Source organism: Schaalia sp. 19OD2882 (assembly GCF_018986735.1).
GTDB lineage: Bacteria > Actinomycetota > Actinomycetes > Actinomycetales > Actinomycetaceae > Pauljensenia.
Map to the genome: position 1 here is coordinate 1,653,847 of NZ_CP065521.1, position 24,007 is coordinate 1,677,853.

The window sequence follows — 24,007 nt, forward strand, 5'->3', positions numbered from 1 at the left end:
CGCGCATGACCGACGGCGGCCTCTTGCCGGTCCGACCCGAGTGGTGGGACTTCTCCCGAAGTTCTCACGCGTCGAGCAGTGAAGCCTGGGTGGCTTGGGCCTGCCCCTTGGTGGCGTTGGTGCGTGTGGTCCGCCTCTTGCGGCGAGGAGCCTTGGTCGGAGCCTGCTCGCTCTGGCGTCCACGGAGCACCTCGATGGCGTCGATGAAGTCGTCCACACTGCCGAAGTCGCGGTACACGGAGGCGAAACGCAGGTAAGCGACCTCGTCGAGTTCCTGGAGAAAGGGCAGGATCGCCTTGCCGACCTCGTCGGAGGAGACATTGGAGAAGCCTGAGGACCTGAGCTTCTCCTCCACCTGCTGGGCGAGCAAGGCCAGCTGGTCATCGGAGACCGGTCTGCCCTGACAGGCCTGTTTGAGTCCCGAGACCACCTTGTTCCGAGAAAAGGGTTCGACCACTCCGGATCGCTTGACGACCTGGAAGGAGGAGGTCTCCAGGGTCGTGAAGCGCTTCTTGCAGGCGGTGCACTCGCGTCTGCGCCTGATGGAGGCGCCGTCATCAGCGATTCGCGTGTCGACGACACGCGAATCCGGGTGGTGACAGAAGGGGCAGTGCACTCTCCAACGCTACGGGTGGGCGCACCTCAGGTGCAACACCTGTCCCATCCCATTGGGCGACTTCAGCACATGGGTCGCCCCCTCATTGCACGGGCAGGACCACCAGCTGTCCCACACGCAGACCCGCATCGAGGTCATTGAGGGCCTCGATGTCCGTCACCACGTCCTCCAGAGGACGGTCCGTGTCCACGGCGGCGGCCAAGGACCACACGGATTCACCTGCGACCACCGAATGGGTCAGGGTCGGCCCCCGATAGGCGCTCGGCTGCAGGGCGATCCCCACCCCCGCCGCCAGTGCGGTGAGAACCATGGTGACGACCACGACCAACACGGCCCGCAGGACCATCGCCCCGTCAATGGTCACAGCGGCGCGGGAGGCACTGCGCGGACGGAGCGGCCGCCGCCCATCGGCGGGCACCTCACTTCGCAGCAATTCACGACGCCTACGGGCCGTCGGCGCCTGGGAGATGTCGTGGACGGTGGCCAAGGGCGACTCCGGGACGGCCCGCAAGTGGCGGCGGGCCGAGGAATCGCGAAGCGCCGAGGAACGAGCAGCAGAAGTGCCGGTCATGATGTGTCTCCCCTCCCGGGCGAAGAGCCCGGAATCGTACGTCCGTTCTACGAACACATGTACGATGACACGTGTCGGAAGCGATGTCAAGAACCGCTCGAACATGTGTTCACCTTCGCGCTGTTCCTGGCATAACCTGTTGACATCAGTGGACCAGCACCCACCCACATCTGCACACACCCCTTGCGTCACAGGGAGCGTGAGCGGCGAAGGAGGACCCCGTGGAGACCCAGCCGACGAAGGACAGCCCCCTGCGGGGGCGCCAGCTCGAAATCCTGCGCCACGTGCGCGCCCACTGCCTGACCCACGGCTACCCGCCCTCGGTCCGCGAGATCGCCCGGGCCGTGGGTCTGGCCTCTCCCTCGACCGTCAAGCACCACCTGGACTCCCTGGAGCGGGACGGGTTCCTCCAACGCGCCCAGTCGATGTCACGCGCCCTGGAGATCTCCCCTGCAGGCCTGACCGTCCTCGGCGAGGACCCCGAGGCCCCCTCCCCCGCATCCCTGCCCTCGTACGTGGGGTACACGGTCCCCGTCTCCCACGTGGATGAGGACGCCGCCGGGGTCCCCCTGGTCGGAAGGATCGCGGCCGGCGCCCCCATCACCGCCGAACAGTACGTCGAGGACGTCTTCCACCTACCGACCCGCCTGACCGGCCACGGGGACCTGTTCATGCTCGAAGTGCACGGGGACTCCATGGTCGAGGCCGGAATCCTCGACGGCGACTACGTGGTCGTCCGTGCCCAGCACACCGCCCGCGAAGGCGAGATCGTCGCCGCGATGATCGACGAAGAGGCCACCGTCAAGGTCTTCTCCCGCAGTGAGGGTCACGTGTGGCTGCTGCCCCGTAATGCCGACTTCTCCCCCATCCCCGGGGACCGCGCCACGATCCTCGGCAGAGTCGTCACCGTGCTGCGCTCCCTGTGACCTGAAATCCTGCCCACACGCGACATGGCCCCCACCCGTGAAGGTGGGGGCCACGCCCGTCCTGGTCCCCGGGCCGCGGGGACGGTACCTCAGAACCCGAGGCTGCGGGCCACTTCGCGCAGACGCACCGCCGACGCCGTCAGGCCATCGCGCTCGGCCAGGGTCAGCGGCGGGTTGAGCACGCGGCCGGCACCCGCACGACCGACGATCGTCGGTGCCGCCATGCACACGTCCGAGATGCCCTCCCAATCCTCCAGGAGGGTCGAGATGGTCAGGACACGGTTCTCGTCGCGCAGGACCGCGCCCGCAATGCGCGAGGCCGCCAGACCGATCGCGTAGTTCGTCGCGCCCTTGCCCTCAATGATGCGATAGGCCGACTGCACGACGTCGTCGGCAATACGCGTCCGCAACGCCTGGTCGAAAAGACCACCGGACATCGTCGGCCCCCAGTGGCTGAGCGGCACATTGCCGATCTCCGCACTGGACCACAGGGCCACCTCGGAGTCCCCGTGCTCGCCGGCGACGTAGGCGTGGATGTTCTGCGTGGCGACCCCCGTCTCCAAGGACACGAGGTAGCGCAGACGCGAGGTGTCCAACACGGTACCGGAGCCGAACACCTGGTTGCGAGGAAGACCCGTGATCTTCAGCGCCGCATAGGTGACCACGTCCACAGGGTTCGTGATGAACATGAAGACCGCGTCGGGGGCGACTTCTTGCAGGTTGGGGACGATCTTCTTCATGAGGTCCACCGTCGAGGCAGCCAACTCCAGGCGCGACTGGCCCGGATTCTGCTTGGCGCCTGCGGTGACGATGACCATGTCGGCGCCGCGGACGATCTCGATGTCGTCGGAGCCCTCGACACTGGAGGTGGGTGTGAACTGGATGCCGTGGGCGATGTCGAGGGCCTCGGCCTCGACCTTCGCCTTGTTGATGTCGAACAGGGCGATGGAACGTGCATCACCCTTGATGGCGCTGGCATAGGCAACGGCGGTGCCTACGGCTCCGGCGCCGACGACGGCGATTTTCGAGGGACGACCACTCGACATCGGATACAGACCACTGACGCTTGCAGACACTTGACGACCTCTTCCCAATCGAACCGGTTCGGGTGATCCCATTGTCACAGAATGCTCCCCATTCGGACAGGCTCGGAGGTCCCGATTCAGGACATTTTCCCTTCCCCGTCCAAGTCCTTGCGCAGTCGGCGCAGCGCCTCCAGGACCACCTCGGTGCGGCTGGTCGGCCACATGGGCGGCAAGGAGGCACGCAGGAAGGAGCCGTAGGACTTCGTGGTCAGGCGTTTGTCCAAGATGGCGACGACCCCACGGTCAGCGGCCGAGCGGATGAGACGCCCCGCCCCCTGGGCGAGCATCAGTGCCGCATGGGTGAGACTGACTGTCCAAAAGCCGCTCATCCGCCGCTTCTCGGCGTCCTTCGTGCGGGCACGCACCACGGGACTGTCCGGGTGGGGGAAAGGGATGCGGTCAATGACCACCAGGCGGCAGGCCGGCCCGGGCACGTCGACCCCCTGCCACAGGCCCAGCGTTCCCACCAGCACCGAGTCGCGCCTGTCACGGAACTGTTGGACCAGGGCAGCCATTCCCTCCTCACCCTGCATGAGGATCTCCAGGTCGGTGTGGGCACGCAGGTGCTCGGCCCCGGCCTCGGCCCCCTTCCACGAGGAGAAGAGGACCAAGGCTCCCCCTCCACTGACCCGGACCAATTCGACGAGGAGGTCCAGGGACTGCGGTGTGGGCCCTTGGATGCCGGGTGGGGGCAGGTGCTCGGCGACGTAGAGGATGCCCTGTCGTGCCGGGTCGAAGGGAGTGCCCACGTCGATGCCCCGCCACGGAACAGCGCAAACCATGAGTCCGCACTCGCGCGCAATCGCATCGAAGGACTCCCCCAGTGCCAGCGTTGCGGAGGTCAGGACCGCCGGGCGCTCGCCGAGAGCCTGGGTGCCGATGGCAGGTGCGACGTCCAATGGTGCAACGACGAGTTCGAGGGTGCCGACCCCATCCGCCTCGGGCTGTTCGACCCAGGTGATGGACTGCTCCGTGTCACGGTTCCACGCCTCACCCAAGGCCGCCAACTCGTCCAGGGCGCTGCGGGCCAAGGCCTTGGAGGCCGTGTCGACCTCGCTGGAGTGGACCTGTCCGAGGGCGTCGCGCACAGCCGCATCCAGGGTCCGTACGGCCGCGTCAAGTGGGTCGGGGCGCTCCTCGAGGAGTCCCGCCGGCAGGGCCTGTACGGCAAGGACGAGGGCGTCGGAGGCGGCGTCCAGGGTCGAGGTGTCGACCTTGCCGTGGCGTCTGGCGGTGCGGCTCGCCCTCGACAATGAGACGGCCGACACCGAGACCGACGCCTGCTCACGAACCCGCGAGGCCAATTCGTGGGCCTCGTCGACGATGACCAGGTCGATCTCTCCGAAGAGGTCACCCTGCCCGGTGGCGGCGATGCCGAGCAATGAGTGGTTGGTGACGACCAGGTCGGCGGCAATGACCTGTTCGCGGGCTGCCTGCGGGAAGCATTCGGCGAAGGCAGGACACGCCTTGGACAGGCATTCGCGTTTCTGGACGCTCACCTGGCGCCAAGCTCTTTCGGAGGTGCCGGGGACCAGGTCGTCGCGGTCTCCGGTCGCCGTGGTTGCCGCCCATTCGCGCAGGCGCAGGACCTCCTCGGCCAAGTGGGAGGCGGCCGCCCCTTCACCGCCACGAGCACCACCTGTTCGCACGGGCGAGCGCCCCGCCCTGGCCGCAGGTGAGGGGGCTCCGAAGAGCCCGGGGGCAGGATCCTCGTCCGGGTAGCCACCGCCAAGTCTGTGCACGCACAGGTAGTTCGACCAGCCCTTGAACAGTGCGACCTTCGGACGCCTGCCGCACACCCGGCCCACGGCCTCGACGACCGCAGGGGCGTCCTTGACGAGGATCTGGCGTTGGAGAGCCAATGTGGCCGTCGACACGAGTGCCCGCGTGTCCCCCAATGCGGCCGCCGTCAGCGCCGGCACCAAGTAGCCCATGGACTTGCCCGTGCCGGTACCGGCCTGGACCATGAGGTGCTCACCGGAGGCGATGGCCGCGCAGGTCTCGCGCACCATCGTCTCCTGGCCGGCCCTCCTGGTCCCGCCCATGGCGGAGACGAGGTCGTGCAGGACAGCCAAGCTGGTCGAAGTCAGTTCACCGGCTGCGCCGGCGTCCTCGTCCTCGAAGTCGTCTTGGACCCCTTCGGTCCGCCCATTCCCGGCAGCGCCCTCGGCCGTCTCACGCACCGGCGTCCCCGAGGACCGACTCGCTGACATCGGCCTGGTCGAGGCGCGCCGCCAAGGCAGGGTCCACCCGTGCCACCAGGCGGGTCCCGGCGGCCACGTACTCCTCCGAATCGACCTCGCCCTCCTCGTGGACCTGGTGGACCAGGTCCCCGCGCGAGTAGGGCACGACCACGTCGACAGCAACCCGGGGTCTGGGCAGCATGTCCTGCAGGCGCAGGCGGAGCTCGTCGACGCCCTGGCCCGTCCAGGCGGAGGCGACCACCGAATCCGGCAGAGTCGAGCGCAGCAACGCCAGTTGTTCAGGGGCGGCCAGGTCTGCCTTGTTGAGGACGATGAGCTCGGGGATGTCGCGGGCACCGTCGATGGTGTCCAGGACGGCGTGCACGGCGGCCACTTGACCGGCCGGATCCGGGTGGGCGGCATCGACCACGTGCAAGATGACGTCGGCCTCGGCAACCTCCTCCAAGGTCGAACGGAAGGCCTCGACCAGCTGGGTCGGCAGGTTCCTGACGAAACCGACGGTGTCCGTGAGCGTGAAGACGCGGCCATCGGGCGTCGTCGAACGGCGAACCGTCGGGTCCAGGGTGGCGAAGAGGGCGTTTTCGACAAGGACGTCGGCACCAGTGATCCGATTGAGCAGAGTGGACTTGCCGGCATTGGTGTATCCGGCGATGGCCACCGAAGGAACTCCCCCACGCCTGCGCGAGGCACGCTGGGTGCGCCGGGACGGCTCCATGTCGCGGATCTGTGCGCGAAGGCGAGCCATGCGCGTGCGGATGCGGCGCCGATCCAATTCGATCTTCGTCTCACCTGGCCCACGCGAGCCGATGCCCTCGCCGCTGGCCACACGGCCACCCGCCTGGCGGGACATGGATTCGCCCCAACCTCGAAGGCGCGGCAGCAGGTACTCCAACTGGGCCAGTTCCACCTGGGCCTTGCCTTCACGGGACTTGGCGTGCTGGGCGAAGATGTCGAGGATCAGCGCAGTACGGTCGACCACCTTGACCTTGACGACGTCCTCCAAGCCGCGGCGCTGGCTGGGAGCCAGTTCTGAGTCGACGATGACCGTGTCCGCGCCGTTGGCCGCGACCAGTTCCGCGAGTTCCCTGGCCTTGCCGGAGCCGAGGAATGTCGCCGGGTCGGGGTTTGCCCTCTTCTGGATGATGCCGTCGAGCACTTCCGAGCCGGCGGTCTCCGCCAGGGCGGCCAGTTCGCGCAGGGAAACCTCTGCCTCTTCCTCGGTGCCCGTTGTGCGCAAGCCCACCAGGACGACCTTTTCGAGTCGGATCTGGCGATACTCGACCTCGGAGACGTCTTCGAGTTCCGTTGACAGGCCATGGACGCGTCTGGTGCCCGATCGCGCCTCGCGTTCGAGGGCTCCGGCGTCGCCTCGCGTGTCCTGCCCTTCGGTCGAGGCCAGGGCGGTGCCCCGTCTGGCCAGGATGCGTGCCACCACGTCCTCGACCCTGCGGGTCTCTTCTCCGGAGGGCACGCGGTCGGGTGCGTCCTCGTACCCGCGGGGCACGGCCCCGCCCTCATCCACTGTCACATCTCCCCCTCACGCACCTCCTGCGGCCGGTCGGCCGCCCGGGTCCCTTGGACCTGCCGTCCAAGTCTTGCACGAGGCACTCACGTCTTCGCCCGTGGCACACTTCCTCCCCCGCGCCGCCCGCTCCGACTTTCCCCCGCGCCGCCCGCTCCGACTTTCCCCCGCGCCGCCGGCTCCCCCTAACCTTGGAGGCATGGAGCAGCAGTACTTCACCGACCAGCCAGCCGCCACCGAGGCCGAACTGCGCCGCTTGCACGTGAGCGTGCGCGGCTTCGAGGTGGAGATGTGGGTCTCCGACAAGGTCTTCTCCGGCTCACGGCTGGACCTGGGCACCCGCCAGCTGCTCGCCGAGGCACCCGCTCTGCCGGGGTCCGGCACCTTCCTGGACTTGGGCTGCGGATGGGGCCCGGTGGCGGTGGCCATGGCCCTGGAATCCCCTGGGGCCACCGTTTGGGCGGTGGATGTCAACACGCGCGCCCTGGAGCTCACGCGCCGAAATGCGGTGCACAACGAGACCTCCAATGTCGTGCCGATGGCCGCTGACCAGGCCTTGACACGTGCGCGTGCCGAGGGGGTGCGTTTCGACGCGATCTGGTCCAACCCGCCGGTAAGGATCGGCAAGGAGGCGATGCACGTGATGCTCACCTCGTGGTTGGACCTTCTCAGTGATCAGGGTGTTGCGCACTTGGTGGTCCAGAGGAACATGGGCGCGGATTCGCTCACGGCGTGGCTTTGTGAACGGGGCTATCGTGCGGGAAAGATCGCCTCGAAGAAGGGCTACCGGATCATCGAGGTCCACCCCCGTTCTTCGTGAGATTCGGCGGTCGGTCCGTGAGATTCGGCGGTCGGTCGGTGAGTTTCGTTCGTCATTGGTTGTGTGGCGGGTTTTGGGTGGGAGTGTTCGGGGGCGAGGGCGGGGCCGCGTGAAGGGTGGGGCGGCGGATTCGAGGGCGGTTTGGGGTTGGGCAGTCTGGATGGTTTTGGTGCGTTGGGGGAGGGTGTGAGCAGTGAATCCATCGACTCCAGCTGAGGACGAATTGGAGTTCCCGTCCGAGGGGCCGTCGTTCGCCCGCGCTTGCCAAAGAGGCGCACTACTCGCATGAGGAATTCATGACGGTTTTCATTGCTGAGGCCTCGCCGGTGACCCATGCGCAGGCATGGGCATGTCCGGTGTACTTGGCTGCCGCTTCTGCGTCTCCAACCGTCCAATTCTTCGTGACGGCGTGGGGCGCGGTCGGCTTCTCAAGGTCCGGGTCCACGGGCCGAACCAGCTTCCCATCCGGGCCCACCACATACCCACCGGAGATGACGACACCTGCAAACCGGGCAAACTGTTGGAAGGCCGGGCTCGAAGAGCCTGCGTCGACAGAGTGCTCGGACCTGCCCAGAATCAGGGGCCCCGCCCTCGTCATTGCTGGAAGAACATGCGCTCACCAGCCCCAATGAGCCAAACACGCTCCCCGCAACAAGGCACGCAAACGCACACCTGCACGCGTCCCACCACGAACCACCACCGAGCCTCACGCGCCAGGCGCTTCAGGAACCAAAGGGAAACCGATCGGGCCCAACCAAAGCCCCACCTCGACAGCAGGACACCATCGCCCACACCAAGAGAGACCACCCCCGACCACGACAGACGAACCTCACGGAACCACCGACGAATCTCGCGGAAGGACCGACGAATCTCACGGGGAGGAGGTGCCGACTTGGCATCGGAGTGCTTCGACCTGGCGTTGGACTGCTTTGATGGCGCTGGCAAGCAGCTGCCGGGGCCCGGCGGCCGGTAGCCAGACGACCCGAGGGTCGGGCCGCAACCACTTGAGCTGCCTGCGAACCAGTTGGCGAGTGGCCAATGAGACCGCATCAACGGCCTCGTCCGGAGTCATCTCCCCGTCGAGCACCGCAAGCGCCTGCGCGTAACCGGTTGCCTTGGACGCGGTGCGCCCCGCACGAAGTCCCACGGCCTCCAAGGCCCGGACCTCCTCGACCAGCCCCTGGTCGAACATGGCGTGGGTGCGCACCTCGATCCGCTGGTCGACCTCCTGGCGACTCCTGTCCACGCCGATCATGAGCGCCGGCCGGTGGAAGACGTGACGAGGCATCTGCGAGGAGTACGGGCGTCCGGTCAGGCTGATGACCTCCAGGGCGCGCACGATCCGGCGAGTGTTTCTCGCATCGATGCGCCCAGCCGAGACCGGGTCCAACTCTTCCAGGCGTGCATGCAGCCGCTGCACGCCCCCAACCGACACCGCCTCTGCCTCGAGGCGCGCACGCACTTCGGGATCGGTGCCAGGAAAGTCGATGACGTCCAGCAGTGCGCGCTGGTAGAGACCCGAGCCTCCAGCCACCACGGCCACTCCCCCACGCCGGTGGATCGCGGCCACATCCGCGCGCGCCTCACACTGGTAGCGGGCCGCCGAAGGCTCTTCGGTGACCTCAAGGGTGTCGATCTGGTGGTGGGCAATGCCTCGCCTCTCCTCGACGGGCGTCTTCGCAGTGCCGATGTCCATGCCCCGGTAGAACTGCATGGAGTCCGCCGACACCAGCTCCCCCGGGCCCGTGGCGCCCAGCACCTGCGGGAGCGCCTCGGCAAGGTCCAACGCCAGGTCCGACTTTCCCGAGGCCGTCGGCCCCACGACTGCGACGACAAGGTCACCCGGTCGCGCGAGGGCCAAGTCGGGTCTCGGCTGGTCGGTCATGGGTTCCACCTGCTCATTTTACGAGGGCGGGAGGGCCTGCCGACAGGTCAGCGGCCGCCCACGCGAAGGGTGGGGATTCCCAGTTGGACCCGGGAATCCGCGGCCTCTTCCTCGGCGCGGTGGCGCGCCTGCCAGGCGTCGCCCGCACGCGTGCGCCGCACCTCGAAGAGACCACCGGTCAGGGCGGAGTCGGCAATGAGGTGGTGGGGCGCCCCGTGGGTGACCCTCGCGCGAACCATGTCTCCGGGACGAGGACGCCCGCCCTCGTTCGTGCCCCCGTCAACGCCCTCGGGCAGGGCCACATGAACCAGGCGGTTGTCGCGGGCTCGCCCGGAAATGCGAGCGGTCGCCCCGTCCTTGCGTCCCTCACCCTCACCGATGAGCACCTCGACCTCGGTTCCGGCCAGTTTCGCATTGTCCTCTTCGCAGATGCTCTCTTGCACGGCGACCAGGCGCTTGTAGCGCTCCAACGCCACCTCGGCGGGCACCTGGTCGGTGCGGTCGGCGGCCGGCGTGCCGGGGCGGGGTGAGTACAGGAAGGTGAAGGCACTGGCGAAACGCGCCTCGCGCACCACCTCGAGGGTCTGGGCGAAGTCCTCTTCACTCTCCCCCGGGAAGCCGACGATGATGTCGGTGGAGATGGCCGCCTCAGGTATTGCCTCGCGTACGCGTGAGAGGATGCCCATGAATCTCTCGCGTCGGTAGGAGCGGCGCATCTGACGGAGCACCGCGTCCGAACCCGACTGGAGGGGCATGTGCAGGCTCGGCATGACTGTGGGAGTCTCGGCCATGGCGGCGATGACGTCGTTGGTGAAAGCTGCCGGGTGCGGGCTGGTGAAGCGTACGCGCTCCAGCCCCTCGACCGCGCCGACCGCGCGAAGGAGTTTGGCGAAGGCGCCGCGTTCGCCGAAACCGACCCCGTAGGAGTTGACGTTCTGCCCCAGCAGCGTCACTTCGATGGCGCCTTGGGCGGCTACGGCCTGGACCTCGGACAGGATCTCTCCCGGACGGCGGTCTCGTTCCTTTCCTCGCAGGTGGGGGACGATGCAGAAGGTGCAGGTGTTGTTGCAGCCCACGGAAATGGACACCCACGCGGCGTAGGCGCTCTCGCGGTGGGTGGGCAGGGTGGAGGGAAAGACTTTGAGAGCTTCCTCGATCTCGACGGCGGCGGCCCGGTTGTGTTCGGCGCGGCGCAGCAGGGCCGGCAGGACGTCGATGTTGTGGGTGCCGAAGACTGCGTCGACCCACGGGGCCTTTTCCACGATGCCGTCGCGCATCTGCTGGGCCAAGCACCCTCCCACGGCGATCTGCATCCCGGGGCGCGCCCGTTTGACGGAGGCGAGTTGTCCAAGGTTGCCGAAGAGGCGTGTGGCGGCGTTCTCGCGTACGGAACAGGTGTTGATGACGACGACGTCGGCCCCCATGTCGCCGGCGTCGGTGGCGCGCGCGGCCGCTTGTGGCACCAGATGGACGGGTACCAGTCCGGCTGCGTCCAGCAGTCCGGCGATCCGTTCGGAGTCGTGTTCATTCATCTGGCAGCCCAAGGTGCGTACGGCGTAGGTGCGCGGGGCGGCGGTCATTTCGAGGCTCATCACGGGTGAGTCTAGTGGGCGCCTTGGTCCGTCCGGTCTCGGCGGGGACGAGGGCGTGGCAGGTGTTCCCCACCTCACGGGTGGGGTGCGTTCAGCTGCCCGCGCCGAAGAGGCGCTTGTACCACGGAACCTTCACCGGGGTTGGTGGGGCCGAGAACTGGCCTGCGACGGCGAGCCCCAAATCCACGGGCAGCGGGTCCATGCGTGCGGCCTCGGGTGTCCACTCACGCCATGCGCGCTGGATCAAGCGCCCGGGGTTAGGCACTGCGTGGACGTCACGGAGGGTGCGCACGAGACGCTGGGCGGTGGCTCGTGCATCCTGTGCGGACACCGGTGCGGCGATCGGGGACTCCCAGTTGATGCCCTGAGCTGCTTCGGGCGGGGTCCAGCCGAGTTCGGCCAATTGGATGCGCTGGTCCTCGGTGATCTGACGGGAGACGTCGAGGAACTGGTCCGACACTGCTTCAACGATCACCTTTTCCGCTTCGAAGGCCATCTGGACGTAGACGTCCGGGCGTTCAATGTCGGACAGGATCAGGTAGCTTCCGGGCAGTGCTTCCACGATGAAGGGGGTCAGGCGCGCCGAAAGGTCTTCCCATGTGGTGTCCATGTGTGGAGCCTACTCGAACTCTTGGAGGACTTCGTGTCGACCATGTGCTGCCATCTCGGTCGACACACCCTGGTCGAAGGCGCCAAGGGCATTGGCCAACAGGTGCAGTGCCGCATCGACACTCCCTTCACGCACGCGATTGCGATCCCCGGACAGGTGCAGTTCCCGGTGGTCCCAGCCGTCTTTCCACACGAGGGCCACATGGACGGTTCCGGCAGGATGGCCATCGGCTGGTCCCGGGCCGGCGACCCCTGTGGTGGCCAGTGCGAGGTCAGCTCCCGTGAGTCTGCGGGCGCCCCGCGCCATGGCGAGACACACCTCGCGGTCGACTGGACCGCGACGGGCGAGGAGATGCTCTTCGACTCCCAGCAAAGTGGCCTTCAGGTCGGTGGCGTAACAGCAGATTCCTCCCCGTAGGACTGCCGAGGCACCGGGCACGTCGACCAGGCGCGCGCACAGGGCCCCGCCAGTGAGGGACTCGGCGGTGGCCACGCTCATGCCGAGGGCGGCCAATCGCGCGATGAGCGAGGCCGGGTCCGGCCTGTCGGCCTGTTCCATGGGCTCCAGCGGCTCCGCCTGCTCGTGGTCACCACGCGCGTCCCGGCTCATGCCCAGTCCTCCGTTTGGTCGTCACTTTCTCCGCTCTCTTCACCCCATCGTGCCAGCGCCTCGGCCACGACGGAGGAGATCACCGACCCCGAATAACCCTTCCGGGCAAGCGCGCCGCTCAGGCGCCGCCAAGCCACCTCACGAGGTGCGCCGGACAGTGAGCGCCGCTTGCGCTCGACCAGTTCCCGGGCGCGTTCGACCTCGTCCTCCCGGTCGATGTCGGCCATGGCCCGCTCGGCGAGTTCTCCTGTGATGCCCTTGCGTCGAAGGTCCTCGGCCAGTGCACGTCCGACCTTTCCAGAGGCGGCGAATCGCTCCCTCACGAGGGCGGTCGCGTAAGCGCCGTCATCCACCAGGCCCACTCGGGTCAGACGTTCGATGACCTCGTCGGAGACCTCGTCGGAAAACCCGCGCGACGTCATCGCCGTACGCAGTTGGGCGCTGGAGCGCGCTCGGGAGTCGAGCTGTCGCAGGGCCACCTCCCGGGCGGCCTCCACCGCCTCGGCTCCGGTGAGGGCGGCGTTGCGCTCGCGCATGCGGCGGGCACGCTCCTCCGGCGAGAGGCCGGTGGAGCACTCATCCTGACCGAGTTCGGGATGGTCCTCAGGGTCCAGGTACTTCACCACGGCAGGCACCCCTGCCCGGTCAGAAGCCTGCGTCTTCAGAAGGGTCGATCGCCTTGCCGCGGGACTTCGCCTTCCCGGCCTCGGCACGCGCCTCCTCCTCGGCGGCGCGAGCGGCGGCTTCCCCGACTCCGAGGTGGATGAGGATCTTCTGCTCGATCTCGTTGGCCAGCTCCGGGTTGTCGACCAGGAACTGTCGGACGTTCTCCTTGCCCTGGCCCAATTGGTCGTCCCCGTAGGTGAACCAGGAGCCGGACTTTCGGATGATGCCGGCGTCCACACCCATGTCGATGATCGAACCCTCACGGGAGATGCCGCGCCCGTAGACGATGTCGAACTCGGCCTGCTTGAAAGGTGGGGCCATCTTGTTCTTGACGACCTTGGCGCGGGTGCGGTTGCCGACGGGGGCGCCGGCCTCCTTGAGGGTCTCGATGCGGCGCACGTCGATGCGCACGGAGGCGTAGAACTTCAAGGCCTTGCCACCGGTGGTGGTCTCCGGGGAACCGAAGAAGACGCCGATCTTCTCGCGCAGCTGGTTGATGAAGATGGCGGTGGTGCCCGTGGCGGACAGGGCGCCGGTGATCTTGCGCAGCGCCTGGCTCATGAGGCGCGCCTGCAGGCCGACATGGGAGTCGCCCATTTCGCCCTCGATCTCGGCCTTGGGGACCAGTGCCGCAACCGAGTCGATGACGATGATGTCGATTCCGCCGGATCGGATGAGCATGTCGGCGATCTCCAGAGCCTGCTCGCCCGTGTCGGGCTGGGCGACCAGCAGGGAGTCGGTGTCGACTCCCAAGGCGCGCGCGTAGACAGGGTCCAAGGCGTGCTCGGCGTCGATGAAGGCGGCGTTGCCGCCCGCCTTCTGGGCGTTGGCAACGGCGTGCAGGGCGACGGTGGTCTTGCCGGAGGATTCAGGGCCGTAGACCTCGATGACACGGCCGCGCGGCAGGCCGCCGATGCCCAAGGCCACGTCGAGTGCCAGGGAACCGGTGGGGATCACCTGGACGGGCGGGCGGGTGTCGTCACCCAGACGCATGACGGAGCCTTTGCCGAATTGCTTGTCGATCTGGGACAGCGCAGCCTCAAGGGCCTTGTTCCTGTCGTTTCCGGCGGAAGCGGGGGCGGACTTGCGGGGTGCGGCCATGGGTGTCTCCTGTCGTCGTGGGCCTCTCCGGCCCTGTGCCTGTCCTGGTCAGCGGGAGCGTCCCCCCTCTCCGAGGGGACACGGACGACGGTACGTGCGACCACCCACATCTGGAACCGTCTCCCCCAATGCCTGTGGACGGGGGGGCGGTTGTCGTCCGCGCACAAGAATAGGACAGAACACCTGTTCGATGCATGTGGGTGGCGCGGCGTGTCCACAGGGTCAGTGACGAGGACGTCGGCGGTCCTTCGGATCCACCCGGTGGATCCACAGTGCCGACTCGTCGGCGTCGGTCTCGCGGACGTACTCCTGCCACACCAGGCGCGGGTCGTCCCCGCGTTGCAGCGCCTCGACGGCAGTGGCCCCGAGGTGCGGAAGGTGCAGATCGGTGGCGTGGGAGCGTCCGAGCACCGGGCCGTGGACGGCATCGACCGCCGCCCAGAACTCGGAGAGCTTCACGTGAGGCGACCCAGAGGTCAGGAGATCAGGGCCACGGGGACCATGTCGACCCGAGCGGGTGCGGGCAGGACACTGCCGTCTGCCACGGCCATCCGGTCCGAGACCTCCCGCAGGACGAACCACAGGGGCACACCCAGAGCGCCGCAAATTGCGTCGAGCAGTTCGGAGGAGGCCTCCTTCTGCCCGCGCTCGACCTCGGAGAGGTAGCCCAACGAGACCTGCGCCTGAGAGGAGACTTCACGCAGTGTGCGCCCCTGGTGCTGACGAAGCGCGCGCAGCACGTCACCGATCTCGGTTCGCAGCAACGGCACGGCGGGGCGGGTCTGAGTCATGCTTCGACTGTAGGCGACCACGGCCGGAAATGCACTCCGAGACCACGTGTCGGGCCTGTGAAAACTCTGTGGGTTGCGTCCCTGGGACTCAACTTTGATCCGCGGCGCCCCGCCCTCGTGAGGACTTCCACACCTCCAGGACGTAGACCAGGCCCGACCAGACGGTGACGGCCACCATGACCCCGCCCAAGATGTACACGGGCAGCGCAATCCACTCCAGGATCGCGCGCGGGACCAGCGCACCCCACGGCACCAGCAGCGCAATGATGAACGCCATCTGCAAGACCGTCTTGAGCTTTCCACCGGCGTTGGCGGCCACGACGACTCCGCGCCGCAACAGGACCATCCGCATGAGGGTGATGCCGAGTTCGCGCACGGCCACCAGGATCGTCACCCACCACGGGCTCAATTCCGTGTCCAGGGAGAGCATGACGAAGGCCCCCAGCGTCAGGGCCTTGTCGGCGATGGGGTCGACGATCTTTCCGAAATCGGTGACCAGTCCCTGCGCACGCGCAATCTGACCGTCGAGGAAGTCCGTGAGGGAGGCAAGGATGAAGACGCCCAGAGCGGCCCATCGCATCATCGTTCCCGGCTGCAGCATGAGCCAGATGAAGACCGGCACCAGGAGCAGCCGCAACACCGTGAGAAAGTTCGGCAGGTTCACCAGCCCCGCGGGGTCGGTGCTGCCGCCTCGTACGTGAAGAGCGCCCATACTCGAATCCTACCGGCCCGTCAGCTGCCAGGCGTCCTCACCCTCGTCCGGTTCTTCATCGACCCAGTGTGGATGTGCCCCACCGAAGTCGTGACCTGCGTACGGGTCGTCGTCCTCGTCGCCGACGAAAGGATCCTCCGGGAGCACCGGGATCGCCGGATCGGACTCCCTGGACACCTGCGGAACCACACGAGTCGGATCCGGATCGAGGACCTCTGTCGTGGCCTGCGACGGGGGGATCGACGGCGGCATCGGAGGCGGAGGCGACGCGAGGTCGGGGGCGCCGGAGGCGGACTCGGCAGGTGCCGGCGGCACGGGGGCGGGAGCCGGCTGGGTCTCCCCGCGCAGCATGGCCAGGACCTCCGGCAACTGCTCGGGTTGGACGAGCACCTGACGGGCCTTGGAGCCCTCCGAAGGCCCGACGACACCCCGCGACTCCAACAGGTCCATGAGTCGCCCGGCGCGAGCGAATCCCACGCGCAGTTTGCGTTGGAGCATCGAGGTCGAGCCCAACTGGGTCGACACGACCAGTTCGGCCGCCTGCAGCAGGTCGTCCAAGTCGTCGCCGATGTCCTCAGCAACCTTCTTCGTCTGGGCAGGGGCGACGACGTCCTCCCTGTAGGAGGCCTCCATCTGCGACTTCACGTGCTGGACGACCTGGTGGATCTCAGACTCGGTCACCCAGGCACCCTGGACACGCATCGGCTTGCCGGCGCCCGCCGGCAGGTACAGGGCGTCACCCTGGCCGATGAGCTTCTCAGCGCCCGGCTGGTCGAGGATCGTACGCGAGTCCGTCAGGGACGAGGTCGCAAATGCCAACCTGGAGGGCACATTGGCTTTGATGAGGCCCGTGACCACGTCGACGGAGGGACGCTGGGTGGCCAGGACCAGGTGGATGCCGGCCGCGCGCGCCAACTGGGTGATGCGCTGGATGGAGGCTTCCACGTCGCGCGGGGCCACCATCATGAGGTCCGCCAACTCGTCAACGACGACCAGCAGGTACGGGTAGGGCCGCAACTTCCGGTCGAGCCCCGGCAGGGCGGTGACCTGTCCGGCCTCGATCGCCTTGTTGAAGTCGTCGACGTGTTTGAAGCCGTAGGTGGCCAAGTCGTCGTAGCGGGCGTCCATCTCTCGCACCACCCACTCCAGGGCCTCCGCGGCCTTCTTCGGATCGGTGATGATCGGCGAGATGAGGTGGGGGATGCCCTCGTAGATGGTGAGTTCGACGCGCTTGGGGTCCACGAGGATCATGCGGACCTGGCGCGGGGTGGCGCGCATCATGATCGAGGTGATCATCGAGTTGACGAAACTCGACTTGCCCGAGCCCGTCTGGCCGGCCACCAGCAGGTGCGGGGTCTTGGCCAGGTTCGTGACGACGTAGCCGCCTTCGACGTCCTTGCCCACCCCGACGACCAGCGGATGCTGGTTCCGTTTGGCCGCGCCGCTGCGCAGGACGTCGCCCAGGGCGACGGTTTCGCGGTCGGCGTTGGGAATCTCGACGCCAATGGCGCTCTTTCCAGGAATGGGAGCCAGGATTCTCACGTCCGCGCTGGCCACCGCGTAGGCGATGTTCTTCGACAGGTTCGTCAGGCGGTCCACCTTCACGCCCGGCCCCAGGACCACCTCGTAGCGGGTGACGGTGGGGCCCCGGGAGAAGCCGGTGACCTTGGCGTCCACGTTGAACTCGGCGAAGACCTGCTGGAGGGCCTGGACGACCTGGTCGTTGACGGCCGAGCGGGTCATGTGGGGGGCGCCCTTGATGAGGAAGTCCTCGGTGGGCAGCGCGTACGCCAGGTCCGCGTCCAGGGCGTCCTGGTAGGAGTCGCCCGGTTCGTCGGTGACGGGCGGGGGCGCCAGTTCCGTGCCCGAGGCGGCCGCACCTGGCACCGAGGGTGCGCCCGCGGAAGCGGGCGGCACCGCCACGCCCTCGTCCTGCCAGTCGTCCTCGGTGCGGGTCAGACACTCGACCTCGCCGAGGACCTCCGTGACTCCCTTGGCCGGTGTGGCCTCCCGGACGGGGATGGTGGGAAGCACCGGGGTGGGAGGAGCCGCCGGGTCGGCGCCTGCGGCGGCGGGGCCGGGAGCAGTGTCCACGGCATTGCGGAAGGATTCGTCCCCGTCATAGGAGTCGAGGAAGGGGTCCTCCCCCGCTGCCAGCCCCTGGCGCGATTCGCGGCGGATCCGCTTGCGCGCCTGGGCCGGGGACTCCTCGGCCGAGGCGCGCTTGGCGTCCCCGGCAAGCGCGGCGACGAGGGCGCGCAGGCGCTGCGGAACCTCGGCCACACGCGTGCGGGTGGCCAGCAACAGCGAGTACACGAGCAGCAGGACGAGGAGCGCCGCCGCCCCCCACGGGGACAGGAGGTGGGTGAGGGGGCGGGCAATGAACCAACCGATCACTCCCCCGGCCGCTTCGATGCCCTCGACCGGGTCGAAGGGCGGGTTTCCCTTCGTCACATGGACCAGACCGGCAAGGGCCGTGGTGATTCCGGCGCCACCGGCCACGTGGTGCGGCAGGGCGTGGGTGCCCGCGCGTGCACGGAAGAGTTCCACCGACAGGGCCAGGAGGACCAGCGGCAGGACCACGGAGAAGATTCCGACCGAGCCCGCCGACATGTGGTGGATGACATCTCCGGCAGCCCCGGAGATTCCGAACCACTCCCGAAGAGCCACCAACACCGCCACTGCGATGGCCACGAACGCCAACGCATCGCGTTTGACCTGGGGGTCCACGGCCCGCCATGCCTGCCATGTGGCGCGCGCGAAGCGCCCGCAGGCCGAGAAGAACGCGGCCAAGCCGCCCGCCGCCGAGGCCGCCGCGCTCGGGCGCGCCTGGGTGGCGCCCCCTGCCGCAGCAGAGGACTTGCGCGCCTGGGCGCCTGATTTCTTGGGTGTCGACTTCGAGGCCATGATGTCTCCGACGCTATCGCGAAGACACGGCATCGGCCTGTTGGCGCGCCGCCCTCGTCACCAAGGGTGAGTCATGTCGCCGGCGCCAGGGCCCCGGCCACCGGAGGTCACTCCTGCTCGGGCACACCGCCGTGTTCCAGGACCGCCTCGACCTGGCTGCGCGTGGGCACCGGCAGGGCCGACTCGTGCGAGATGGCGATGGCGGCCGCCGCATTTGCCCAACGGCAGGCCTCCACCATGTCCTTGCCTTCGAGCATCGCCGCGCACATGACGGCCACATGGGTGTCGGCCACACCGGCGGTGTCCACGGTGTCGGAGGTGAAGGCGGGAATCTGGACGCGTTCCTGGTCGATGCCCGTCTGCACCTCGCAGCCCATGACACCCAGGCGTCTGACCAGCGTGGATTCGGGGCGCATGAGGTGACGCACCCCCGTACCGGCCTCCATCTTCGACAGGTTCTTCGTCAGGGCGGCGGCCTCGCGAATGTTCATCGTCACCACGTCGGCGCGTCGCAGCAGTTGCTGCCAAGCGGAGAAGGGAACCTGGTTGACCGCCGGGGAGATCGAGACGACCAGGCGGACCGAGGAGGGCAGACCCGCACCCCATCCGGCCAAGGCCACGGCGGAGGCGGGCGAGGTGAGGTCGACCCCGGAGATGTGGATGACGTCGCCGGGCTGCAGGACGATTGCGTCCAGCGCAGCGCGGGAAGGCTCCGACTCCACACCCGCGGTGACCACCGCCGTCATCGACCCGTCGGCCTCGATGAGCTGGATTCCCACACCGATGTCGCCGACCAGTTCCTCGGTGAGAATACGCACCCCGGCTTCGGCCAGCTGCTGGCGCACCGTGTAGGAGTTGGGCCCGGTCCCCAAAGGGGAGGCCGCCGCAGCGGAGACGCCCATGGCGGCGGCGGCCGACAAGGTGGTGAAGCCGCTGCCTGGGCGGGACATGGCGGCAGAGGCCTTGACGGACCCGCCGCGGTCGGGAAGGCGGTCGATCTTCATCGGAAGGATGAGGACCACCGAATGCGTCGAGATGAAACGGCCCACGGACCTCACTGCTCCACGACGACGGGGACGATCATCGGTCGACGCCGCAGACGTTTGGCGACCCACCGTCCCAGGACCCGCCGCATGACCTGCTGCAAGGTGTGGGCGTCGACGCCCGGCACGGTGGCGTCGCGCAGTGCCTGGACCAGTTCAGGGCGGATCTCGTCGAAGACGGCCGGGTCCTCCGCCATGCCGACGGCCTTGATGAAGGGCTCGGACAGGACGGTGCCTGTGCTGGTCTCGACCACGGCGTGGATCGACACGAAACCTTCGGAGGCCAGCGTGCGGCGCTGGGCCAATTCGTCCTCGGAGATCTCGCCGATGGAACGCCCGTCGACGTAGACGCGTTCACAGGGCACCTGCCCGGAGATGCGCACCGCTCCGTCCTTCAGGTCGACGGTCACCCCGCCGTCCGCCAAGGCGATGTTCGATGCGCGCACGCCGGTCTTGACCGCCAGTTGCCCGTTGGCCACCAGGTGTCGGACCTCCCCGTGCACGGGCATGACGTTGACGGGACGCACGATGTTGTAGAAGGTGAGCAGCTCTCCCTGGCAGGCGTGGCCGGAGACATGCACCTTCGCATTGCCGCGGTGGAACACCTTCGCCCCCATGCGCGTGAGGTCGTTGATGACACGGTTGACATCCGTTTCGTTGCCGGGGATCAGCGAGGCCGCGAAGATCACGGTGTCTCCGGCCTCCAGGTGGACGAAGCGGTGGTTGCCCACGCTCAGGCGCGCCATGGCGGCCATGGGCTCTCCCTGCGATCCGGTGACCATCCACAGGCGCTCCTGCGCCGGCAACTCGTTGAGGTCTGCCGGGTCGACCAACAGTCCCTGCGGGACGGTGAGGTAGCCGTGTTCCTGGGCGATGCGCATGTTGCGTTCCATCGAACGGCCCACCAGTGCCACTTTGCGTCCGGCCTTGTGGGCTGCCGTGAGGACCTGTTGGACGCGGTGGACATGACTGGCGAAGGACCCGACGACCACCTGTCCGGTGGCTTCAGCCACCAGGCGGTCCAGGACGGGGCCGATCTCCCGTTCGGAGGGGATGAACCCGGGAATCTCGGAGTTCGTCGAATCGACCATGAACAGGTCGACCCCTTCCTCTCCGATGCGGGCCAAGGCCTGCAAGTCGGTGGGGCGCCCGTCCATGGGCAGGTGGTCGATCTTGAAGTCCCCGGTGACCAGCACGGTGCCGGCATCGGTGCGCACGCACACGGCCAAGGCGTCCGGGATGGAGTGGGTGACCGAGACGAACTCGACGTCGAAGGGGCCGATCCTCACCCGGTCACCGCCCTCGACGACGTGCATGTCGGCGTCGGGCAGGCGGTGTTCCTTGAGTTTGGGTTCGGTGAAGGCCAAGGTCAGGGCGGAGCCGTATGTGGGGATGTCGTCGCGAAGCATCGCCAGGTAGGGCACGGCCCCGATGTGGTCCTCGTGCCCATGGGTCAGGACCAGTCCCACGACGTCGTCCATGCGGTCGCGGATCCACGAGAAGTCCGGCAGGATCAGGTCGACGCCGGGCTGGTACTCCTCGGGGAAGAGGACGCCGCAGTCGATGATGAGCAATTTGCCCTGGTGCTCCAGGACGTTCATGTTGCGTCCGACCTCGCCAAGACCACCCAGGGGGATGACACGCAGGGCGCCCTGGGCCAGCGGTGCAGGCTCGGACAGGTTTTCGTACAGAGGCTTCATGGACTCGATCCTACTTGCCCGCCCCTACCCCGTTGACGAGGGCGGGGCCGCCCCGGCCGGTGTTTGCCGACTCCGGCGGCGCGGCGTGTGCGAGGGGGGACTTGCGGGCGCGGCCCGGGGAAACCGCGCCCGCAAGAGTTCATCCTTCGCGGAACATGATTCCGAAGCTTCCCCGCGGATAGTGCCACTTGAGCACTCCGTCGGGGGCCATGGCCAGGCAGGTTCCGCATTCCAGGCACGCCGCGTACTCGACGGAGACGGTCCCGTCGGCCTCGACCGTGTACACGTGGGCCGGGCAGATGCGTTCGAGCAGCTTTCCGGCGCCCGTGCGCCGGGCCAGCTCCTGGTCGACTTCGATGTGGGACTCGTCCTCGTCGAGGTTGTACGTGTTGCCGGCCAGCCTGGCCGGCACCGAGTCGATGACGAATTCAGCCATTGTTCCCATTCCTCTCGACGATGCCGTTCACAGGGCCCGTACACCGGCCAGGGCGTCCCCCATGACCTCGGTGAGTTTCACCCGTGAGGCCTTCAGGGCGTCCAGTCCGACCCGAAGCATGCGACGCCTGGGGGTCAGGTCGTGGTTGAAGACCCCGTGGAACACGTCTGCGGCCAGTTGCCCGTAGTCGGTGTACATGCGCGGGCGTTCCAGGAAGGCGGGAGTCCTGGAGTAGGTCGCCATGTCCTTGCCGACGAAACCCGCGTCGAGCTGCCTGCGGTACTCGTCCATGGCTGCCTGGGTGAAGTCACCGGCGTCAAGGGCTCGCCGGATCGCCTCGGCCGCTGCCAGCGCCGATCCTGCCGCCAGGTCCATGCCGCGGATCGTCAGCCCCGTGTTCAGCGTGAATCCGGCAGCGTCACCGATGATGACCAGGCCCGGACGGGTCAGGTCGTGGGAGGTCATCGCCGGGCCGTCCTCGATGGTGAGGTGGCACCCGTACTCCAGCAGCGTCCCACCTTCGATGAGCGGCACGATGGCCGGGTGGGCCAGCAGGTGGTCGTGGATGTCCGAGGAGGACAGCCCCGACTTCTCCAAGTCGTCGAGTCGCATGACGACGCCGATGGAGACGGACTCGTCGTTGGTGTAGAGGAATCCGCCGCCTGCCACACCCTGCGTGCAGTCCCCGACCATCGCGTAGGCGGCGCCCTCGTTGCCGCGCACGTGGAAGCGGTCCTCCAGGACAGTGCGGTCCAAGCCGATGACGGATTTGACGCCCAGGGCCAGGTGCTTCATGGGCTCCTTGGTGCGGATCCCCGCCTGCCTGGCGATGAAGGAGTTCACCCCGTCGGCGGCCACCACCACGTGGCAGCGCAACTCGTCCTCGTGGGCGCGCACGCCGACGACCCGCCCGCCGTCGACGATGAGGCTGTCGACCCGCACGCCGGGCATGACGGTGACCCCGGCCTCTTCGCACTGCTCCAGCAGCCACGCGTCGAGTTTGGCGCGCAGGACCGACACCGCATTGACGGGTTCGGCCAGACGCTTGTCCCAGTAGTCGATGGTGACGTGGGATCCGGGATTGACCAAGCTCACGCAGTTCCGGGTGATCCTGCGCTCGACGGGCGCGACGTCGACGAATCCGGGGAAGACCTGTTCCATGACTCGGCAGTAGAAGACGCCGCCGGACAGGTTCTTCGATCCCGGCTCCGCGCCGCGTTCGATGAGGAGGACTTCTCGTCCGTGTTGGGCAAGGGTGTGGGCGCAGACCGCGCCCGCCACCCCTCCCCCGATGACGATGACCTCGAAGTCGACTTCTTGGGACATGTCGGGCTCGTTTCAGGAAAGGGCCGCCGTGATCGCGGGCACGACCTCGTACAGGTCGCCGACGATGCCGTAGTCGGCCATTTGGAAAATCGGGGCGTTCGCGTCCGTGTTGACGGCCACGACCACCTTGGAGCCGCTCATGCCGGAGGTGTGCTGCACCTGGCCGGAGATGCCCAAGGCGAAGTAGACCTCCGGGGAGACGTGGATGCCGGAGACACCGATGTAGCGGTCCTTGCTCAGCCACGCGGTGCCCTCGGCCAGCGGACGCGAGCAGGCGATCTCGCCGGAGACCGCGTCAGCGAGGGCGCGGGCAAGTGCCAGGTCCTCCTCGGCCTTGAATCCACGGCCGCAGGCCACGATGCGGCGCGCGGCGGCCAGGTTTGCGGGGCCGGAGGTTGCCGGCTGGACGCTGGTGATGCGGGCGGCGGCGGGAGTGGCCTCGTGGGTGTCCACGGGTGCGTCGCCGGAACCAGCGGCTGCGCCTCCTTCGAGGACGAGGACGGCGCGGGGGTAGGAGACCGACTCGATGCTCAGTCCGCCGTAGCGGGCGACCTGGGCCGAGCCGGCCGCCACCGTGGTGGCGCCGACGAGGACGGGCAGGGCCAGGCGCGCGGCAACCGCGCCGGCGAAGGAGCGTTCGGCGGGCCTGTTGGGCACGAGGACCAGGTCGACCTCGGCGCCCGCCACCAGGTCGGCGACGGCGACGGCGAGGGCCTCGGCGGGGACGTCCTCGGCCACGGGCAGGTGGACGACGCGGTCCACGCCGCCCATTGCCGGCGCGGAGGGGGCCACGACGAGGACGGTGGTGGTCCCCTCGATCGCCGCAGCGGTGTCGACGAGGTGGGCGATGCGCTCGTCAGTGGTGAGGATCCATGTGTTCGTCAT

22 protein-coding genes are annotated in these 24,007 nt (G+C 67.9%); 2 read left to right on the plus strand and 20 right to left on the minus strand.

All coding sequences use genetic code 11. The features are described from left to right. Window positions 1-64: 64 nt before the first annotated feature. Together nrdR and I6B53_RS07355 are read right to left on the minus strand one after the other, a co-directional pair. The gene (gene nrdR / locus I6B53_RS07350) at window positions 65-616 is read right to left on the minus strand and encodes a transcriptional regulator NrdR (RefSeq protein ID WP_216763629.1); all 552 of its coding nucleotides are present in this window, start codon (window positions 614-616) and stop codon (window positions 65-67) included. 82 nt (window positions 617-698) lie between these two features. Further along, window positions 699-1,187, minus strand: a complete 489-nt coding sequence (locus I6B53_RS07355) for a LysM peptidoglycan-binding domain-containing protein (protein ID WP_216763630.1) — start codon at window positions 1,185-1,187, stop codon at window positions 699-701. A 251-nt stretch (window positions 1,188-1,438) separates the two neighbouring features. Here I6B53_RS07355 and lexA point away from each other — a divergent pair, with 251 nt between their 5' ends. Then, window positions 1,439-2,113 (plus strand): transcriptional repressor LexA, encoded by a 675-nt coding sequence (lexA, locus tag I6B53_RS07360; protein WP_216765402.1) that lies wholly within the window; start codon window positions 1,439-1,441, stop codon window positions 2,111-2,113. A gap of 89 nt (window positions 2,114-2,202) precedes the next feature. Here lexA and I6B53_RS07365 read toward each other — a convergent pair whose 3' ends face one another. From I6B53_RS07365 to hflX, 3 genes are all read right to left on the minus strand, one after another. Continuing rightward, the gene (locus I6B53_RS07365; protein WP_253953819.1) at window positions 2,203-3,159 is read right to left on the minus strand and encodes an L-lactate dehydrogenase; all 957 of its coding nucleotides are present in this window, start codon (window positions 3,157-3,159) and stop codon (window positions 2,203-2,205) included. 116 nt (window positions 3,160-3,275) lie between these two features. Beyond that, window positions 3,276-5,381, minus strand: a complete 2,106-nt coding sequence (locus I6B53_RS07370; protein WP_367880377.1) for an ATP-dependent DNA helicase — start codon at window positions 5,379-5,381, stop codon at window positions 3,276-3,278. Next, the gene (gene hflX, locus I6B53_RS07375; protein WP_216765404.1) at window positions 5,374-6,873 is read right to left on the minus strand and encodes a GTPase HflX; all 1,500 of its coding nucleotides are present in this window, start codon (window positions 6,871-6,873) and stop codon (window positions 5,374-5,376) included. Before hflX ends, I6B53_RS07370 begins: the two co-directional genes overlap by 8 nt. Before the next feature lie 250 nt (window positions 6,874-7,123). On the opposite strand from hflX, the gene I6B53_RS07380 reads away from it, so the two are divergent. Next, window positions 7,124-7,744, plus strand: a complete 621-nt coding sequence (locus I6B53_RS07380) for a class I SAM-dependent methyltransferase (RefSeq protein ID WP_216763632.1) — start codon at window positions 7,124-7,126, stop codon at window positions 7,742-7,744. A gap of 871 nt (window positions 7,745-8,615) precedes the next feature. Here the strand turns inward: I6B53_RS07380 and miaA are convergent. The 15 genes from miaA to I6B53_RS07455 form a co-directional block, all read right to left on the minus strand. Beyond that, window positions 8,616-9,629: a tRNA (adenosine(37)-N6)-dimethylallyltransferase MiaA gene (gene miaA / locus I6B53_RS07385; protein WP_216763633.1), complete on the minus strand. Its 1,014-nt coding sequence runs from the start codon at window positions 9,627-9,629 to the stop codon at window positions 8,616-8,618. A gap of 47 nt (window positions 9,630-9,676) precedes the next feature. Continuing rightward, a complete protein-coding gene (miaB, locus tag I6B53_RS07390; protein WP_216763634.1) occupies window positions 9,677-11,221 on the minus strand; it encodes a tRNA (N6-isopentenyl adenosine(37)-C2)-methylthiotransferase MiaB in 1,545 nt (514 codons plus the stop codon). Window positions 11,222-11,312: 91 nt separating this feature from the next. Next, window positions 11,313-11,831: a hypothetical protein gene (locus I6B53_RS07395; RefSeq protein ID WP_216763635.1), complete on the minus strand. Its 519-nt coding sequence runs from the start codon at window positions 11,829-11,831 to the stop codon at window positions 11,313-11,315. A gap of 9 nt (window positions 11,832-11,840) precedes the next feature. Beyond that, on the minus strand, window positions 11,841-12,389 hold the full coding sequence (locus tag I6B53_RS07400; RefSeq protein WP_216765405.1) for a CinA family protein: 549 nt from the start codon (window positions 12,387-12,389) through the stop codon (window positions 11,841-11,843). Window positions 12,390-12,436: 47 nt separating this feature from the next. Further along, a complete protein-coding gene (locus I6B53_RS07405; RefSeq protein ID WP_216763636.1) occupies window positions 12,437-13,066 on the minus strand; it encodes a regulatory protein RecX in 630 nt (209 codons plus the stop codon). A gap of 19 nt (window positions 13,067-13,085) precedes the next feature. Continuing rightward, the gene (gene recA / locus I6B53_RS07410; RefSeq protein ID WP_216763637.1) at window positions 13,086-14,207 is read right to left on the minus strand and encodes a recombinase RecA; all 1,122 of its coding nucleotides are present in this window, start codon (window positions 14,205-14,207) and stop codon (window positions 13,086-13,088) included. A 222-nt stretch (window positions 14,208-14,429) separates the two neighbouring features. Continuing rightward, complete coding sequence (locus tag I6B53_RS07415) at window positions 14,430-14,666, minus strand: DUF3046 domain-containing protein (protein WP_216763638.1); 237 nt, start codon at window positions 14,664-14,666, stop codon at window positions 14,430-14,432. A 17-nt stretch (window positions 14,667-14,683) separates the two neighbouring features. Next, window positions 14,684-14,998, minus strand: coding sequence for a helix-turn-helix domain-containing protein (locus I6B53_RS07420; RefSeq protein ID WP_216763639.1), 315 nt, complete (start codon window positions 14,996-14,998; stop codon window positions 14,684-14,686). A gap of 88 nt (window positions 14,999-15,086) precedes the next feature. Next, entirely contained in the window at window positions 15,087-15,710 is a 624-nt protein-coding gene (gene pgsA, locus I6B53_RS07425) for a CDP-diacylglycerol--glycerol-3-phosphate 3-phosphatidyltransferase (RefSeq protein ID WP_216763640.1), read from the minus strand. A 9-nt stretch (window positions 15,711-15,719) separates the two neighbouring features. Beyond that, complete coding sequence (locus I6B53_RS07430) at window positions 15,720-18,617, minus strand: DNA translocase FtsK (RefSeq protein ID WP_216763641.1); 2,898 nt, start codon at window positions 18,615-18,617, stop codon at window positions 15,720-15,722. A 107-nt stretch (window positions 18,618-18,724) separates the two neighbouring features. Continuing rightward, window positions 18,725-19,621, minus strand: coding sequence for a PfkB family carbohydrate kinase (locus I6B53_RS07435; protein WP_216765406.1), 897 nt, complete (start codon window positions 19,619-19,621; stop codon window positions 18,725-18,727). A 50-nt stretch (window positions 19,622-19,671) separates the two neighbouring features. After that, on the minus strand, window positions 19,672-21,360 hold the full coding sequence (locus I6B53_RS07440) for a ribonuclease J (RefSeq protein WP_216763642.1): 1,689 nt from the start codon (window positions 21,358-21,360) through the stop codon (window positions 19,672-19,674). A gap of 139 nt (window positions 21,361-21,499) precedes the next feature. Then, the gene (locus tag I6B53_RS07445; RefSeq protein ID WP_216763643.1) at window positions 21,500-21,796 is read right to left on the minus strand and encodes a ferredoxin family protein; all 297 of its coding nucleotides are present in this window, start codon (window positions 21,794-21,796) and stop codon (window positions 21,500-21,502) included. 27 nt (window positions 21,797-21,823) lie between these two features. Further along, the gene (locus I6B53_RS07450) at window positions 21,824-23,122 is read right to left on the minus strand and encodes an FAD-dependent oxidoreductase (protein WP_216763644.1); all 1,299 of its coding nucleotides are present in this window, start codon (window positions 23,120-23,122) and stop codon (window positions 21,824-21,826) included. Window positions 23,123-23,134: 12 nt separating this feature from the next. Beyond that, window positions 23,135-24,007 (minus strand): electron transfer flavoprotein subunit alpha/FixB family protein, encoded by an 873-nt coding sequence (locus tag I6B53_RS07455; RefSeq protein ID WP_216763645.1) that lies wholly within the window; start codon window positions 24,005-24,007, stop codon window positions 23,135-23,137.